Origin of the sequence: Imtechella halotolerans, assembly GCF_028743515.2 — a bacterium.
Lineage (GTDB): Bacteria > Bacteroidota > Bacteroidia > Flavobacteriales > Flavobacteriaceae > Imtechella > Imtechella halotolerans.
This window is the reverse complement of the sequence record NZ_CP117969.2, coordinates 1,289,441-1,307,863: the sequence shown is the minus strand read 5'-3', so window position 1 is coordinate 1,307,863 and position 18,423 is coordinate 1,289,441. Positions and strand designations below refer to the sequence as shown.

The 18,423-nt window shown below is 35.6% G+C and carries 8 protein-coding genes; 3 read left to right on the top strand and 5 right to left on the bottom strand.

Annotation, left to right across the window (positions count from 1 at the left end; all coding sequences use genetic code 11):
- Positions 1-62: 62 nt before the first annotated feature.
- The gene (locus PT603_RS05930; RefSeq protein ID WP_008241360.1) at positions 63-1,202 is read right to left on the bottom strand and encodes a FecR family protein; all 1,140 of its coding nucleotides are present in this window, start codon (positions 1,200-1,202) and stop codon (positions 63-65) included.
- A 104-nt stretch (positions 1,203-1,306) separates the two neighbouring features.
- On the bottom strand, positions 1,307-1,873 hold the full coding sequence (locus PT603_RS05925) for an RNA polymerase sigma factor (RefSeq protein ID WP_008241359.1): 567 nt from the start codon (positions 1,871-1,873) through the stop codon (positions 1,307-1,309).
- A 220-nt stretch (positions 1,874-2,093) separates the two neighbouring features.
- Between PT603_RS05925 and PT603_RS05920 the strand changes: the two genes are divergently transcribed.
- The 3 genes from PT603_RS05920 to PT603_RS05910 all read left to right on the top strand — a co-directional run bounded on the left by PT603_RS05920 (position 2,094) and on the right by PT603_RS05910 (position 10,420).
- Entirely contained in the window at positions 2,094-4,145 is a 2,052-nt protein-coding gene (locus tag PT603_RS05920) for an MGH1-like glycoside hydrolase domain-containing protein (RefSeq protein WP_008241358.1), read from the top strand.
- Positions 4,120-7,191 carry an aminotransferase class III-fold pyridoxal phosphate-dependent enzyme gene (locus PT603_RS05915; RefSeq protein ID WP_008241357.1) on the top strand — a complete coding sequence of 1,024 codons (3,072 nt, stop codon included), beginning with the start codon at positions 4,120-4,122 and terminating at the stop codon, positions 7,189-7,191. The genes PT603_RS05920 and PT603_RS05915 overlap by 26 nt, the downstream gene beginning before the upstream one ends.
- An 85-nt stretch (positions 7,192-7,276) precedes the next feature.
- Complete coding sequence (locus tag PT603_RS05910) at positions 7,277-10,420, top strand: glycoside hydrolase family 2 TIM barrel-domain containing protein (protein WP_238531047.1); 3,144 nt, start codon at positions 7,277-7,279, stop codon at positions 10,418-10,420.
- A gap of 46 nt (positions 10,421-10,466) precedes the next feature.
- Here the strand turns inward: PT603_RS05910 and PT603_RS05905 are convergent, their stop codons facing one another.
- From PT603_RS05905 to PT603_RS05895, 3 genes are all read right to left on the bottom strand, one after another.
- The gene (locus PT603_RS05905) at positions 10,467-12,413 is read right to left on the bottom strand and encodes an OmpA family protein (RefSeq protein ID WP_008241355.1); all 1,947 of its coding nucleotides are present in this window, start codon (positions 12,411-12,413) and stop codon (positions 10,467-10,469) included.
- Positions 12,414-12,424: 11 nt separating this feature from the next.
- A complete protein-coding gene (locus PT603_RS05900; protein ID WP_373568194.1) occupies positions 12,425-13,339 on the bottom strand; it encodes a PorP/SprF family type IX secretion system membrane protein in 915 nt (304 codons plus the stop codon).
- Between the two features lie 70 nt (positions 13,340-13,409).
- Positions 13,410-18,026: a CLIPPER-2 domain-containing protein gene (locus PT603_RS05895; protein WP_274238759.1), complete on the bottom strand. Its 4,617-nt coding sequence runs from the start codon at positions 18,024-18,026 to the stop codon at positions 13,410-13,412.
- Between the last annotated feature and the right edge of the window lie 397 nt (positions 18,027-18,423).

Here is an 18,423-nt window from a genome sequence, read left to right as displayed (position 1 = left end):
AGGCCGGGGGTGGAGTATTAAATTGTCCAGGTCTAAGCTCCATTCCCCATTTTTTTCTTTGGTTACTTCATAATGATTTTAGTTCCTTTTTTTTCAAATTTTGCTTCGTTAGTGTTTTCTATTATGTTAAGAATGTTTTCCAGTTTTTGATGTTTATTAAATACTCCATTAAATTCAAGTTCAGCAGCTTTTTCATTATGGATTTCTATGTCAATGTTATACCATCTTGAAAGTTGTTTAACTATGTCTTTCAAAGGTTTATTTTTGAAACTAAAGAATCCTTCTTTCCACGATATCTCGTTATAAATATCTACATGTAAACTTTGAATTTTACTGCTATTGATGTCCTGTTTGGATTGCATTCCTGGTTGAAGTTGTATGGAAGTTTGTTCTCCAACGATACGTACTTTTCCTTCAACTAGTGTTGTAGCAATGTAATTATCATCCTGATATGCTTTGATGTTAAATTGAGTTCCAAGTACTTCAACTTCCTGTCCTTGAGTAATAACTGTAAAACCCTGTCCTTGATTCATGGTACTAGGAGATACTTCAAAATAGGCTTCCCCATACACTAATTCTACTTTTCGGGTTGTTGTAAGACTAAAGGTTACGGGATATTTCAGTTTAGTTTCTGAATTAAGCCAAACTTTTGTCCCATCGGATAATACTATATAAAATTGTCCTCCTCTAGGTATGGAAAGTGTATTGTAGGCAATTGAAGAAGTATTGTTGTTCTTAGAGCTAGAGGTGTAAACGAGTTCTTTACCATTACTATTGGCATAATTGTTTTGAAAATTAGCATCTTTTTCTAAGGCAATCTCTGAGCCATCTTCCAGAGTTAACACCGCTTTGTCTGTTCCAATTAGTATTGGAGTTTGTGATGGTTTTGTTATTTCATTTGTAGAAGGAGGGAATTTTTGATTGTTTTTATTCGTTACAAATGGTAAAGAAATAAGAATCAAGAGCAATGCTGCCGCTGCAATTTTGTAATATAATTTTGAAGGCTTTCTCCTATATAGTCTTTTACTTATTTTTTCATATGCCTTTAGTGTATCAATATCACCTATGGGTTGTTTCATTTGAGTTACTCTGTGAAAATAATCTCTATGACGTTGTGATTGCAAATACCAATTATCAAAAATAATTTGTTCCTCAGGGGAGAGAGTACCTTCTATTTTTTTTAGAATAAGCTTAAATTCCATTTTTCCTTTTTTGGGTCAATTTAATGGTATGACAATAAATTCTCAAAAAAGGGTGACAAAAATTGTGTAAAAATTAAAAAAAAATAAAAAACTGTATAAATATCTTAGTTAAGGTGATGTAGGAGTAACAAGATTAATTGGGTTAAAGCAGCAGAAATTTTCAGTTTTGCCCGTTGTAATTGTGTTTTAACAGTATTTACAGACACTCCCAGTTCTGCAGCAATTTCTCCATATTTATAATTGTTTACAAAACGCATCTCAACAATTTGTTGCATTTTCTTTGGCAGTTGTTCAATGACAAGTTGTAGTTGCCTATGGAGAATTTGCTTATCGGATGACGAAAGCGAATCTAAATCAAAACTAGTATCTAGTATGTTATTGAAATCCAAAAGATGTAAGGAGTCATTTACCTTAATGGATTTTAAATAGTTAAGACAACGATTCCTAACCATGGCATAAAGATACGATTTGATGGAATCTCGTATTGTGATATCCTTCGCATGTTCCCATAAATGAATAAAAACTTCTTGAACCATATCTTCACTTGAGGCTTTGTCGAACAGAAATCCGTTGGCATATATTACCAGTTCTCGATAGAGATCACCAAACAGTTTTTTATAAACCTGCTGATTTCTGTTTTGAATTTCTTTTATGATGAATTGGGAGGTCAAGGATGTTTTTTATAATGAATGGTTTTATTAGTAAGTCTTTTTGCTTTCTAGCAAATATATTTTTTTAAATTAACATTTGAGTAATATGAGATCTTGGATTTTTTTGTATTTTAGTCCACGTCCATTATAGGGCAACTTTTTTCTTTGGTTGCCAATTCATTATGATTTTCTATGGAAAATTCTTTCCATAGTGCTCCTATTATTTTAAAAACGTATTACGATGATAAATAAAGCACTTGCCACGGGTATAGTGGGTTTTTCACTATTTATTTCTTGTGAAAAGCAGCCCACTGGATTGATGGATAAAAATCAATTTTTGAATCTTGAGACTTCTCGAAATGTATTAGATTTTCAAGGAACACCCCAGAATGTAAAAGATAGAGATATGCTGATGTATTCAGATCAAGGAGCTTGGTTTGCGTATAGTTTTAGTGATCTTCCTTCCTATGGAGGTTTTTCTGGGCCCTTTCTTATGACTCAGCAAAACGGTGTATGGGTAAGCAAACAGCTAGCTCAAATTGAACTTACCGATAAAGATGGAACTCCATTAATTGATTGGCAAAATGATAGCCAACAATTAGAAAGCTATACTAGTCATTTAATGCAAGAATTTAAAAATGAGAGAGCCACAGTGAATCAGCAATTAGTCTTTAGTTCACCTCATACTGCGTTACAGCAAATAGAGCTTACCAATCTTTCGAATCAAAGTATGGAAGTTACGTTAACTGTAAGCGGAAGAGTTTTTGAAGGATTAGATATTACACTTGAAAAGGAAGGAAGTTATATTAAGCTTCTGTCTAAAAAATCACAAGCTGTTGGCTATATAGGAGTTATTGGAGAACGGCCCTTGTTGGCAGTAACAGATAGCACTTCATACACTCTTAAAAAACCAACGTTTAAATTAGGTCCTAAGGAAGTTAAGAAAATAGTAATTACCAATACGTTTATTTTTCCAGAATATTCTTGGAATAAGGAGAAAAACTACTTGGAAGAAATTGATTTTGATGCGGTACTTCTAGAAAGAAAAATAGAAAAGAATAAAGAACTATCAACGGTGTTTGGCTATATGAATCCAGATTTAGTTAGTCAAGCTCACAGAATGGTATTAGCAAAATCAATACTTACATTACAGAATAATTGGAGGATACCAGCCGGGGAATTAAAACATCAAGGATTATTTCCAAGTTATCATTATGAATGGTTTCATGGGTTCTGGTCTTGGGACTCCTGGAAGCATGCCGTTGGACTCTCATTTTACAACGAAGGGTTAGCAAAGGACCAAATCAGAGCCATGTTTGATTTTCAATTGGAGGATGGTTTTATTGTGGATTGTGTCTACAGAGATACAACAATTGAAGCCCATAACTATCGAGACACGAAACCACCTTTGGCCGCATGGGCAGTATCAAAGGTGTTTGGAATATCAAAGGATACTCTTTTTGTTAAGGAAATGTATCCAAAGCTTAAAAAATATCATGAGTGGTGGTATATGAAACGGGATCATGATGGTGATGGTTTGTGTGAATTTGGATCTACTGATGGAAGTTTAATTGCCGCTAAATGGGAAAGCGGTATGGATAACGCTATACGATTTGACGATTCTAAAATACTTAAAAATAGTGAAGGAGCCTTTTCTCTTAACCAAGAAAGTGTAGATCTTAATGCGTATCTATATGCTGAAAAGGAGTATCTTTCTAAGTTGGCCCTGGTATTGGGTAATCACATCGATTCGAAAAGGTTTCAAAAAGAAGCTGATGAGTTAAGAGGTAAGATACAAACTCAGTTTTATAGTGAAGAAGATGGATGGTTTTATGATACTTCTTTAGATGGAACTCAATTTATAAAGGGTGCAGGAAGCGAAGGCTGGACTCCATTATGGGCAAAGGTGGCTTCTTTAGATCAGGCCAGGGCTGTAAAGGAGAAAATGATGAATCCAGAGATGTTTTTTACTAAGGTTCCTTTTCAAACAATGGCAAAAGATCATCCAAAATTTGATCCGATGAATGGATATTGGAGAGGGCCTAATTGGTTAGATCAAGCGTATTTTGGAATAAAAGGATTACGTAATTATGGTTTTAATAAGGAAGCTGATTTGGCTACAATTAACATAATAAATGGAGCAGAAGGTCTTTTAAAAAGAGGAGTTTCTATTAGAGAAAACTATCATCCGCTTACAGGTAAGGGGTTATATGCTCAAAATTTTAGTTGGAGTGCTGCTCATATTATAATGATGCTTACTAAATCCAATGAAATATCAAACAAAAGTAACTAGTATGGAGGATTACACTAAAATATTGATTACCCCTGATAGAGCTGCTCAAATAGCTTTAGATATTTTTGATATTAGAGGAGAGGCTTCATCCCTACCTGGAGAAATTGATTTTAATTTTAAAATCAGCACTCCTAGAAATGAATCTTTTATATTAAAAATTTCTCGTCCTCAAGAATGTGATGCCTATTTAGATTTTCAACAACAGTTATTAGATTATATAGCAACTAATGCTTTAGAGTTTGCAAAGGTACCAAGGGTAATCAGAGCAATAAATGGAGAGGCTATTTCAGAAATGAAAGATGATTTCGGTGAAGTAAGGAAGGTGCGAATGTTGACTTGGATTGACGGTAGAATATGGAGTACAGTAAATCCACAATCAGCATCTTTACGTTATCAGCTTGGTCAACAATGCGGAAAACTAACAAAGCTACTTCATGGATTCACTCATCCAGAGGCAAGTCGCACTTTTGAGTGGGATATTGCCCAGGCTGAATGGACCTATTCCTATGGGTATTATTTTAAAGGAGAGCAATCAAGAATAACTTCTTTTTTTCAGAGGCTTTTCAAAGAAAATGAAGACACCTATAGTCAGTTAAGAAAATCAGTCGTTCATAATGATGCGAATGATAATAATATAATTGTTTCAAAAGATCTTTTGAATCCATCAGTTCAAACATGTATTGATTTCGGTGATGCCGTGTATACTCAAATAATTAATGATGTAGCCGTAGCTTGTACCTATGCCATTATGAAACATGCGAACCCCTTGGAGGCTGCATTACCCATAGTGCAAGGATATCATGAGAGTTTCCCTTTACTTGAAGAAGAATTAGCGCATTTATATACTGCTATAGGAATGCGATTAGTTATTTCAGTGACCAAATCTGCCATTAATAAAGAAAGGGAACCAACGAATGAATATTTATGTATTAGTGAAAAAGGTGCTTGGGAATTATTGCAAAAATGGTATGCAATTGATCGGGAGTATGCACATGTTTGTTTTAGAAAGATATGCGGATTTTCAGCACATACCAATGAGCAACAATTTGTGAAATGGGCTGAACAACAATCTTTTTCTTTACATTCACTTTTTCCATCAATTTCCTTCACCGAGGTAATGGGAATCGACTTGAGCGTGTCTAGCAAATGGTTAGGTCACAAAGAAGATTTTTTAAATGATGATTTTATAGAATATAAACTTAAAACACTGCAAAAACAAAATCCAGATAAACTCATTGCTGGAGGATATCTAGAGCCTCGTCCATTCTATTCCAGTGCGATTTACGAAAGAACTGGAAACAAAGGCAAAGAGCATAGGACAGTCCATTTAGGAATTGATTTTTGGCTATCAGAAAAAACTCCAGTTCATTGTTTTTTGGAAGGAAAGGTTGTTGTGGCTACCATTGATAAAGGAGAAAAGGGATATGGTGGATTAATTATTCTTGAACATCAATTAGAAACATTTACATTTTATTCACTGTATGGCCATTTATCAGAATCCAGTGTTCAATATCTTAAATGCGGGGATGTTTTAAATGTTGGAGATTACATAGGAAGTTTAGGGGCTATTTCTGAGAATGGCGGATGGATACCTCATTTACACTTTCAGCTAATGCTTTCAATGCTCACTTATGAAAATGATTTCCCGGGCGTTACGTATCCTAGTGAGCGTATTTTTTGGAGTAGTATTTGTCCTGATCCGAATCTGATTTTTAAAATGGAAGGATTAAATCAATATTTAGACCCTGCCAACCAGGAACTTATCTCCTATAGAAAAATGCACTTAGGTAAAAGTTTGAGCCTTCAATATAAGGAACCCATAAAAATGGTTAGAGGTGACGGGGTGTTTTTGATGGACCAATATGGAAGACAATACCTTGATACAGTTAACAATGTTGCCCATGTAGGACACGAACATCCAAAAGTTGTTAAAGCGGGTCAAGATCAAATGGCCTTAATTAATACAAATTCAAGGTATCTACATGAAAATATTAATGAATTAGCTAAGGAAATTTTAGCCACAATGCCTCCTCAACTTAGTGTTATTCATTTTGTGAACTCAGGAAGTGAGGCCAATGAATTAGCTATTAGAATGATGAAGGCTGCCACAGGTAGCAATGATGTACTTGTCTCTGAGGTAGGATACCATGGAAACAGTAATATGTGTATTGATATAAGTTCTTATAAGTTTGATGGGAAAGGAGGACAAGGAGCTCCTGAATTCACTCATGTATTTCCTTTACCAGATCGTTTTAGGGGAAAATATAGAGGAGATAATACAGGAGAAAAATATGCTTTAGAAGTGGAAAAGTGTATATCAAATGCCCATCAAAAAGGAAGAAAGATAGGTGGATTTATTATAGAACCAATAATTAGTTGTGGTGGACAAATAGAACTTCCTGAAGGATTTCTCCAACGTGCCTATGAATCGGTAAGAAAGGTTGGAGGAATTTGTATTTCAGATGAAGTGCAAGTGGGATGCGGTCGAATGGGGAAGACCTTCTGGGGATTTCAACTTCATGATGTGGTTCCAGATATTGTAACTATAGGTAAGCCTTTGGGGAATGGACATCCACTGGCAGCCGTTGTTTGTACTCAAGACATCGCTGAAAAATTTGCTAATGGTATGGAGTACTTCAACACCTTTGGCGGTAATCCTGTTTCTTGCGCTATCGGGACTGCGGTAATGAAAGTTATAAAAGAAGAAAAACTCCAAGAAAATGCATTAAAGGTAGGTAATTATCTCAAAGCTGAATTGCGGGCGTTAGCACTTGAATTTCCTATTATCGGAGATGTAAGGGGTCAAGGGCTTTTTTTAGGAATTGAGTTTGTAGATGCCCATATGAAACCCATGGCAGCTCAAGCTGATTATGTAATTAATAGGATGAAAGATTATGGTATTTTAATGAGTACAGATGGGCCTGATAATAATGTTTTGAAAATTAAACCTCCTATCGTTTTCTCTATTGAAAATGCAGAAGAACTTATACAATGTTTAAAGAATATATTAGAAGAGGATTTTATTAAACATCAATATGAGTATTGATGTTAATTGAGAGGACTCAGCTGCTTTCTAAAATGAAAAAGTAAGTGGGTTGCTTTAAATGTGTATTAAACTAAAATTAATTGACGTGAATAAAATAATAATAGTAATTATCCTGGCATTTGTTGGAATTTCTTGTCAAGAAAGAAACCTTTCAGAGGTTCCAGCACAAACGAATCATTACAATCATACAGTTTTTGAAGAAAATAAATTGCCGCCAAGGGCTACCTTTTTTGGAGTTGAATCTTCAAATATTAACCGTAAGGAAGATTCTAAACGATTTTTAAGCCTTAATGGTTCTTGGAAATTCCATTTTGTAAAAGATCCTAAACAAAGACCTACTACCTTTCAGCATGTTACCTATGATGATTCCCATTGGGGAGAAATCAAGGTTCCTGCTAATTGGGAAACCGAAGGATTTGATCATCCCATTTACCTAGATGAGCGCTATCCTTTTGAAACAAAATGGCCTGATATACCAACTGATTATAATCCTGTAGGGACGTATCGAAAACTAGTTGAAATAAGTAAGGAAATGCTTTCTGAGGATATAATTCTACATTTCGCAGCAGCTAAATCAGCTATGTATGTATATGTTAATGGAGAGTATGTAGGGTATTCACAGGGGAGCAAAACACCTGCAGAATTTAATATCACACCGTATCTTCATCCAGGAAGTAATCTTATTGCCCTACAAATGTTTAGATGGAGTGATGCCAGTTATCTTGAGAGTCAAGACATGTTACGTGTGAGTGGAATTGAGCGTGATGTGTATTTATATACCCAACCAAAAGTAAGTATTGCAGATTATTACGTTCAGACTAATTTGGACAGTTCCTATACTGATGGCGTATTAAATGCTGAAGTCACCCTAAAAAATACATTATCCCAGGACGCGAAACGTACATTAACAATAGCCATAAAAGATGCTGATAGTCTATTATTTTCATCAAATGAAATTCTCATCATTCCAGCGGATTCTTCAATAGTAGTGTCAGTTGAAAAAATATTTCATAAGGTGAATAAATGGTCAGCTGAGGAACCTAATAGATATAAAGTTGCCATAGCTATGGAGGATATGGACAATAGTTTTAATAATCAGTATATAAATGCCTATACTGGCTTTAAGCGAGTAGAAATAAAAAATAGTCAATTGCTAGTAAATGGACAGCCTATATATATTAGAGGAGTAAACAGGCATGAAACTCATCCTATTAGTGGTCATGTTGTTCCTAAAGAGTATATGGAAATGGATATTAAACTTATGAAGCAGCATAATATAAATGCCGTAAGAAGTTCACATTATCCAAATGATCCCTACTGGTTGGAATTATGCGATAAATATGGTCTATATGTAGTAGACGAAGCGAATATTGAAAGCCACCCATTGGCTATTAATGAAGACACACAAATAGGTAATGAAGAAAGCTGGCTTCCTGCTCATATGATGCGTCTAAAACGAATGTTTTACAGAGATAGAAATCACGTTAGTATTTATTCATGGTCACTTGGTAATGAAGCTGGAGAGGGAACCGTTTTTAAGACGATGTATAATTGGATTAAATCTCAGGATAATAATCGAATTGTACAGTATGAGCCAGCGAGAAAGGAAGATTACACAGATATCTATTGTCCGATGTATCCTCGATTTAATTATCTTATAGAACATGGCCAATCGAATTCGACAAAGCCATCTATTATGATTGAGTATGCGCATGCTATGGGTAATTCTGTAGGTAATTTGCAAGATTATTGGGATATCATTGAGAAATACCCCAATTTGCAAGGAGGGTATATTTGGGATTGGGTTGATCAGAGTTTAGAATATAAAGACAAGAATGGTACACCTTATTTTGCATACGGTCATGATTTTCACCCGGATTTACCGACTGATGGTAACTTTCTAAATAACGGTTTAGTAGATCCTTATCGAAGACCACATCCACATATTGTTGAGGTAAAAAAGGTTTATGAACCCATCCAATTTTCATATTTAGGAAAAGGAATCTTACAAGTCGATAATAAAAACTTCTTCACCAATCTTTCTGACAAGGAAATGATTTGGAAGTTGTTTGAAAATGGTGTTTTGGTGGACGAAGGTGAACCATTTAGGATGTCAATACCTCCTCAAGAAAAGCAAACCATCTTTTTGAAGGGAATTCCATCTACATTTAACGCTAACAATGAGTACATTTTAGAAGTGGTAATGTATCAAAAGAAGGAAACAGAAATGATTCCCAAAGGACATGAAATTGCATGGGATCAATTTATAATTCATAAAAAAGGAATCCAAGCTCAAAAACAAGGTGATGGTAAATCCTTGGAAATTAATTCGAACAAAGAAATTATTGAAATAAGTAATGATTTAGTTTCCTTAGAGCTAAACAAAATGACGGGCGAAATTACCCAATGGGTCTTCAATAACACAGTTGTTAGTAATTCACCCATAAGACCAAATTTTTGGCGTCCACCAACAGATAATGACCTAGGAAATGGAATGCAGTCATGGGCGAAAGTTTGGCAAGATGCAACCTATAATTTAAAGGCGCGGTTAGTATCTCCTCCTAATAAGACAGATAAAGGGGTTACTTTTAAAGTACAATATGATTTACCTAATCAGGAGGCTGACGTTTCTATTGCTTTTACATTAGGAAATGATGGCTCCTTGGGACTTGACTATTCATTTACACCAATCAAAAAGGAATTACCTTCTATACCCAGAATAGGTATGTTTATGTTACTACCTACAAAGTATAATAAGGTTTCATGGTATGGCAACGGACCAGAAGAAAGCTATTGGGACCGAAAAACAGGAGTAAAGGCAGGAATTTATACTACTGAAATATCGGATGCATTTCACAGATATATGCGTCCTCAAGAAACAGGTAATAGAACGGATGTGAGATGGGTAAAAATACAATCATCTTCACTTAGTCTAACCGCTAAAGGAACTTTAGGCTATATAAATACGAGTACATGGCCTTTTAATATGACCGAGTTAGATTTTGTTGAGGGTAAAGATGGAGCAGAATCAGCTTCAGGTTTAGTGCCAGTGACAACAAGACATGGGGCAGATATTAAACTAGGAGATCAAATGCAATGGAATTTGGATTTACTACAAATGGGAGTAGGGGGAGATAATTCTTGGGGGGCTAAGGTTCACCAAGAGTATACTATTCCACCTAAAGTTTATAAATACAGTATAGAAATTGTGCCAACCTTACAGAACTAAACAAAAAGAAAGCGGGAACTCCCGCTTTCTTTATAATGTAATGAGATTATAATTGAATAATTAAAAATTCACTACGTCTGTTAAGTTGATGTTCTTCTTCAGTACATTCTACTGTGTCAGCGCATTTATTAATTAATTGACTTTCACCGTACCCTTTGGCTATAAGCCTTTTAGCCTCTATACCTTGTTGAGTCATCCATTTCATGATAGATTTTGCTCTATTATCAGATAGTCGTTCATTGTATTTTTTTGAACCTCTACTATCAGTGTGAGTACGTATACTAACCTGCATATTTGGATATTCCTTCATCATATCCACAATTTTAGATAAATCAAGGGCGGCATCCGGGCGAATGTCATATTTATTAAAATCAAAATAGATCATTTCTATATTGAATATTTTCGCCAAATCATCGCCGACCTTCACTGGAATTCGTTTTTTGTCGAGTTTGATGGGTACGTTTGATGTCCCATTTTCTTGAGGAAGAGTTACCGGAATTTCTTTAATTTCATAGGATTCTTTCTCAGCACGAACATAATATATATCCCCACAATTAAGATCTTCAAAAAGATAATTTCCGTCATTTTGGGTAATGACAGTTTTTAGGACCTTAAATTGATTGTCAAGAAGTGAAACCTTAACTCCGTCCATAGGTTTTCCTGTTTCCTTGTCCGTGATTATGCCTGAAATCAATTGATTACATGAAAACTGTAGCGGACGTAATTCATGTACTAAATATATGTCATCACCGCCAATTCCATTACTTCTATTTGAACTTACATAACCGTGTTTAGTAGTTGGATTCATAATAAAACTAAAGTCATCCATTGGACTGTTTAAAGGTGTACTTAAGTTTTGTGGTACACTAAAACTTCCATCTTCATTTATTTTACTTGCATACATGTCTAACCCTCCTAGTCCGGGATACCCATCAGAAGCGAAAAAAAGAACATTATCCTGTGAAATAAAAGGAAAGGATTCCTTCCCCTCAGTGTTTATATAATCACCTAAATTTTCAGGCTTTCCAAAGGAGCCGTCTTTGTTAATAGCTACCCTATACAAATCAGATTTACCAATACTGCCAGGCATATCAGAAACAAAATATAAGAAATCTTCAGATGGCGTTAAAATAGGATGGGCTGTACTATACTCATCACTTGTGAAAGGAAGTTCTTCAATATTTGTCCATTCACCGTTAAGATAAGAAGCTCTGTATATTTTTAGCAATGTTGTTTGCTGTTTATTGGTCTTCCTCTTGTGGTTGTGAAAGTTATTTCTTGTGAAATAAATGGTGCTTCCATCCTTAGTAAAAGTAGGGGTAGATTCGTGAAATTTACTGCTAAGGTTTGCTGAAAAACGAACTGGGTTTATTGCTTCACCCATATTGGTGATTTCCGCCTCATAGAGATTAGTAAAACTTTCTCCAGTCCAGTGATCTTTACGTTTGGAAAGTCCTCCAGTATCACGGGCAGAGGTAAATACAATTCGATTCTTATAGAATACTGCACCGTAATCAGAATAGGGTGAATTAATAGATAAAGGCTTAACTTCATAACTCCCTGAATTACGTGTTATTTCAGTTAGGTAATCTTTTCGCTCTTTGCTTAATTGTGCCCTACGTTCTTTTTGTGATAGCACCGTAAATTCGCTCATCATTTTATCGGCTTCAGGATAATTCTCTAAGGCCTTAAGACTCTGAGCATAACGATAAAAATATGCAGGAGCTTGTTGTGCATTAAGGTTAAAAAGTTCCTTGTACCATCTTGCCGCATTTTGGTAATCAGCTCTAAAATAATATGCATTAGCTAATTGCTGTAGCATTTCTTGAGAACGAAATCCTTTAGCGGCAATTCGTTCGTAAGTTTCAATTGCATCAACATAGGCAAATTGCTCATAGGCCTCAGCGGCCTTAGTAAGATTTACGCGCTGAGCAAATACGCTATTACATGCAAATACTGCACAAATGATATAAAAAATGATTGATTTTTTCATAGTAAAGTAAATTAGAAGAATCGGGGTGTAATTATCCGCTTATAGTTACCTAGTAACTCAAATCGTAAAAAGATCTCATGAGAACCAGAATTATGATTCGCAAGTTTTGTTGTCTCAGCGTCATAGGCATATCCAATAAATAGTTGATCAGATAATTGGAATCCGGCCAATGCACTCATAGCGGCGTCTACCCGATAGGCTAATCCTAGGGTAAATTTTTCCATAAATAATGCATTTGCTGAAAGATCGATTTGTAAAGGTGAACCTTGAACAATTTTACTCATGAAAGCAGGTTTCAATTTTACATCGTGTGTGAGATCAAAAACATAACCACCTATTAGGTAATAGTGCATTTTTTCTCTTACAACAGATTCCTTTTGTTGATCGTAAAACTTAGTTTCTAAAATACGTGGTGTAGAAATTCCTAGGTAATAATCAGGGGTACTCCAATAAATGCCTGCGCCAAAATTTGGAGAAAATCGATTGTCAATATTAGATTGAAATTTAAGGTCGTCCGGATGATAAATATCTAACTTAGTATAATCTACATTTAGTAAATCACCTACTACTTTAAACCCAAAAGACAGTTTTCTTCCATAATCAAAATCAAGAGAATACGATAAATCAGCCGCTATGCTATTAAAGTCTTGAGGTCCAATTTGATCGTTGGTGAATGAGAACCCTAACCCTAATTTGCTGTATTTTATTGGAGTGTGCAAAGCGAAGGTACTTGTTGCTGGTGCTCCATCTAAACCTACCCATTGCGATCTGTGCATCCCAAAAATACTCATCATCCCTCGAGAACCTGCATAGGCTGGGTTAATGGTAAGGGTGTTATACATATACTGTGTATGCTGAGGCTCTTGTTGTGCTTGAACTGTAAAGCATGTCAAGAAAAACGTGATAATTCCTATTTTAAATTTCATAATATTCATGTTTTTAATGCTGGGGTAGTAATCTACCCCTAGCGTTTGTATCCAACTAATTAGACGGTCCTTAATCATTGTTTAGATATAACCAACCTGTTAGAGTTACGTACTTACCATCCAAATTTTTGTAACGTAAGGCATAGTAATAGGTTGCTGAAGGAAGTCCTTCTTGTTTTTGAATTGTCATATTGTCTTGGGATATACCATTGAATATTACAGTACTATTATTGTAACCATTAGCTTCAAATACTTTTCGACCCCATCTGTTGTATACCTCAAGTGTATTGTTAGGATAATATTCAATTCCTTTGATATATAAAAAATCATTTTTCCCATCATTATTTGGGGAAATTGCATTATACACCTTTACTGAAATATCTCCATTATTAGTGACCGTTTCTTCTCCTTCTTCTTCAACATCGGTATCGTCTGGAGAGTTTCCTATAACCCTAACTACATTTCGAACTTGATTAAGCAACATATCTTGAGAAGTTATAGTATATGTTGCCGTAAAAGTCTGACTTGCGTTCGGAGCTAAAGAGGCTACATTCCAAGAATCTCCGGTCAGATCATCAGTAACCACAATATTGCTAAGTGTCACATTTCCAGAGTTGGTTACTGTAATGGTATAGGTGATTATTTCTCCTACGGTATCATAGGTAGGCTTATCTGCTACTTTGGTAACCGTAAATGCGCCTTGTGCATCACTATTAGTAATGGTTTCTTGATCGCCTCCAGTTACATCATTATCATTAGGATCTTTACCAATGACAGCTACTGAGTTGGTTACAGAACCAGCATCTATATCTGCTTGAGTAATGGTATAAGTTGCCGTAAAAGTCTGAGCTGCGTTTGTATCTAAAGAGGCTACATTCCAAGAATCTCCAGTCAGATCATCAGTAACCACAATATTGGTAAGCGTCACATTTCCAGAGTTGGTAACTGTAATGGTATAGGTGATTATTTCTCCTACGGTATCATAGGTAGGCTTATCTGCTACTTTGGTAACCGTAAATGCACCTTGAGCGTTACTATTAGTAATGGTTTCTTGATCGCCTCCAGTTACATCATTATCATTAGGATCTTTACCAATGACAGCTACTGAGTTGGTTACTGCACCAGCATCTAGATCTACTTGAGTAATGGTATAGGTTGCCGTAAAAGTCTGAGCTGCGTTAGGAGCTAAAGAGGCTACATTCCAAGAATCTCCGGTCAGATCATCAGTAACCACAATATTGCTAAGTGTCAGATTTCCAGAGTTGGTTACTGTAATGGTATAGGTGATTATTTCTCCTACGGTATCATAGGTAGGCTTATCTGCTACTTTGGTAACCGTAAATGCGCCTTGTGCATCACTATTAGTAATGGTTTCTTGATCGCCTCCAGTTACATCAGTATTATTAGGATCTTTACCAATGACAGCTACTGAGTTGGTTACTGCACCAGCATCTAGGTCTGCTTGAGTAATGGTATAGGTTGTCGTAAAAGTCTGAGCTGCGTTAGGAGCTAAAGAGGCTACATTCCAAGAATCTCCGGTCAGATCATCAGTAACCACAATATTGGTAAGCGTCACATTTCCAGAGTTGGTTACTGTAATGGTATAGGTGATTATTTCTCCTACGGTATCATAGGTAGGCTTATCTGCTACTTTGGTAACTGTAAATAAAGCATCAGAAACTGTAATAGTTACAATTGCGGTATCACAATTTGTAGGATACGCAGTTTCACATATTTGGTATTCTAAGGTGTAGGTTCCTAAAGGTGTTGAAGGAGATACACTAACTATACCAGTTGTAGGATCTAATGTGAGATAGCCATTAGGTTCTGGAGTAACTAATGAAATAGTCACTGTCTCTGTGGTAACGGTTTCATTGTTTAAGGTGTCATTAGATAACACATTTAAGGTGTACGAATCTCCAATTAGAATTTTCGCAGTATCGTCTGTAGCGATTATTTCATATGGACAATTAAAACCAAGACCAGGATCTGAGGCACCATGAGTATCTACAAATGCCCCATATACGCGGACTATGTTTAATACGTCAGCTAAAGCACCAACAGATATTCTAACTTCATCATACCCTTGAGTAGTTCTAAAACCAATATTATACACACCAGTGTCTGGATTTATAAATAGTACAAGTAAATCGGCATTTAGGAGTTGAGCGCCACTTCTTGATTCTACCAATGAACCATTATTATAAGTTGAAATTGAAAGTGTACTTAGAAGTTCAATTTCCAACAAGCCATTCATGTCTTGAACAACAAATCCAGCTATACTTCCAGCTGGAAAAGTATTTATTCCATCATGAACCGCCACAGTACCTGATGAAGCCACACCTACGGCCATTGTAATAGTGGCATAATCATTATTCTCAGGAGTAAGTACACCTGCTGTATTTTGTAATGAACATCCAACACAAGCTAGACCATCGATTCCTGTCGCGGAACTATTTATGATTACCGGAAATTGAGGGGAGTTAAGATAATAAGTCTGATCACACTCTATAGGTGTGGCACAAAGGTTCTGGATAATATTGGAATATATTTTAGTGCTGCCAAGATTTAGCTCCACAGTGTTTTGTAAGATTAATTGTACTTCATCAAAATTCATGGAGGTAACAAATCCTATGGAGCGTCTACCTTCAGTTGTAAGTAAGCTTGTATCGACGGAAATTAATTCGGAATTCCCCGTTTTGGATTCTTGTAGAACCCCATTTAAATAGGTGTTTATTCGAATAGAATTAATGGCATCAACATCAAGTAGGGCTGTATTCTCTATATCAAATCCAGCATAGGTTCCAGAAACGTATTCCGTTAGTGCATTTTTTACCGATATACTTCCGCTAGCTAAGACAGCAGCCGTAAATTCAATTGTAGCATAATCTGTTGCATCGGAATTGATTAGATTATTTGAGTTGCTCACACTACAACCAATACAAATTACACCTTCAATTCCTGTACGTTCTCCATTGATAAAAACGGGATATGTTGGTGTTGTCATATTGGTTGGTGTGTTGCACACCAATTCTGGACCTGGACAAAATGGAGTGATAGACAAATTATAAACACGAGTAGTCCCTAGATCAATTCCAACTAGATTTGTAATAATTAGGACTACTTCATTAAACGGTTGAGAAGTTACAAAACCTAAAGTCCGTCTATTGCTACCATTTAGTAACCCGGAACCCACAGATAACAGCTGATTGGCACTAATTGTTTCTTGTGTAATACCATTCTGTATTGTCACAATTGAAATGGAATTGGTTAGCAGATCAATATCAGCCAAGGAGGAATTTTCAATGTCAAAGCCTACAAACATTCCAGGTCCATATTGGGTAAGAGCGTCTTTTATGGCCAATTTAGTATAACTTCCGACATTTGCGGTAACTACCATTTCTGTATAATTTGATGGATCACTGTCTATACTGTTATCTGGATTATTGACACTACATCCTATACAAGCGACACCATCAATTCCGGTATTTTCAGCACTGATATATACTGGAAATTCTGGGGTGGTAAGGGGGGTAGATGTGTTACAATAAATAGAATTGGTCATATCCGGGCCTTGGCAGTACCGTGTAATTGTAGGTTCATATAATTGAATGGTTCCTAGATTAACTCCAATGATTTGATTGACCGTAAATCGTAATTCGTCAAAAGGAAGTGTAGTTACAAAACCAACGGTTGAATGTTCGCTAGATAAAATAGGTGTCGAGAGTACTAAATTGGATCCTGATTGAGCTTCTTGTTGATTTCCATTTAAATAAGTTGTTATGGTAATATTGCTCAATATATCTAGTGACAATATAGAGCTTTTGGCAATTGAAAAGCCTGCGAAATACCCCGATGGGAAGCTTGATAGTTCTTTTTTGACTGCAACATAGGCTGAAGAAACTATACCTACTGGTAAGGTTATTGAGGCGAAATTAGTATTGTTAGAGTCAATAATATTCTCTAGATTATCCATTGTTCCTAGGGTAATACCAGTCATGCCAGAGTTACTTATATGTACTGGGAAGTCCGGTTGAGTCAACCCAATTGCAGTATTACAGTAGGCATCGGAAGAATTTAAATCTAGAGTATCAGCATAAGATACAATTGTCGCATGATATACCTCAGTATTATATGACACGGCTACTGCAGAAGCATATGAGATTTTAATTTCATCAAATGGTTGTGTTGTAATGAACCCAGGGGTGGAAGTGCCATCGGCTAATAGGCTTAAACCTAAAAGTGAGGCAGAAACAACTAATTGGTCTCCTGTAGCACTACCATTATTAAATGTTTTGATAGTAATGTTTGGAAAAACACTTAGACTTAATAAATTATTAGCTCCAATTCTGAAACCCGCCCATGTGCCAGCAGGATATTCATTATTGTTGTCAACAACACTTAAATTCGCGGTACATCCAAGTCCAACACCAATATTTACATTAGTAATTTGGGTTGCACTTGTTAGATTTTCACTACCAGATATGGAAGATAAAAGGCAAAGTCCGGAGAGATTATCAGAGCCAGATACCGCAAATTGATCGGAAGTCCACGGGGTAGGTTGGTTTTTTGGCGCATTACCTATTTGAGCATTTGAATTGATACTCAGTAAAACTGCAATGAACCAGCAGAATAGGGCCTTTTGTGCAAAGTGCCTAAATAACAATTTTGAGGTTAAGGGCTTCATAAGCGTATGGTTTTAAAAATTAATATTATCCAATCCCGACCATTGCCAAAAGGCAACAATCACGGCATAAATGTTTTACTAATTTTGGTGTTTACAAATTCGCAGTAAGCCCTTGCATACTTTCTCAATCAAAGTGTTGATTTCCTAAGAAGGATTATGTTGAAAGTATACTACGTTGAATTGTGTTTTTTTGAGTATTAAAAATTTAACTTTAAATTAATGTATAACGCTAGTATTAATAAAGAACTATCCTTTATTTAAGAAAGAATAATCTTAATTAATTGTAAGCTTAAGATATGTTTAATTATTGAAAATACTATACATATTGTAGGATAATCGATGAAATACATGAATTTGTATAAGAAGATTTTCACATCCTTTTATCGTGTTATGGTAA